General features: G+C 48.0%; 3 tRNA genes. All 3 read right to left on the bottom strand.

From position 1 onward, the window contains the following. Window positions 1–11: 11 nt before the first annotated feature. Window positions 12–86: transfer RNA gene (locus CD147_RS11215), tRNA-Gly, on the bottom strand. Window positions 87–110: 24 nt separating this feature from the next. Continuing rightward, window positions 111–183, bottom strand: a tRNA-Lys gene (locus CD147_RS11210). Window positions 184–188: 5 nt separating this feature from the next. After that, window positions 189–264, bottom strand: a tRNA-Thr gene (locus CD147_RS11205). Between the last annotated feature and the right edge of the window lie 9 nt (window positions 265–273).

Below are 273 nucleotides of genomic sequence, written 5' to 3'. Positions count from 1 at the left end.
CGGCAAAATAATGGAGCGGAAGACGGGATTCGAACCCGCGACCCCCACCTTGGCAAGGTGGTGTTCTACCACTGAACTACTTCCGCATTAACGATTATAAAATAATCGTATGAGCCATAGAGGATTCGAACCTCTGACCCTCTGATTAAAAGTCAGATGCTCTACCAACTGAGCTAATGGCTCAAAGATGGTGCCGGCCAGAGGACTTGAACCCCCAACCTACTGATTACAAGTCAGTTGCTCTACCAATTGAGCTAGGCCGGCTATTAAGTT

The sequence above is a fragment of the Staphylococcus devriesei genome, assembly GCF_002902625.1.
Classification (GTDB): domain Bacteria; phylum Bacillota; class Bacilli; order Staphylococcales; family Staphylococcaceae; genus Staphylococcus; species Staphylococcus devriesei.
The sequence above is the reverse complement of the archived record's forward strand: the minus strand, read 5'-3'. Positions and strand labels throughout refer to the sequence as shown.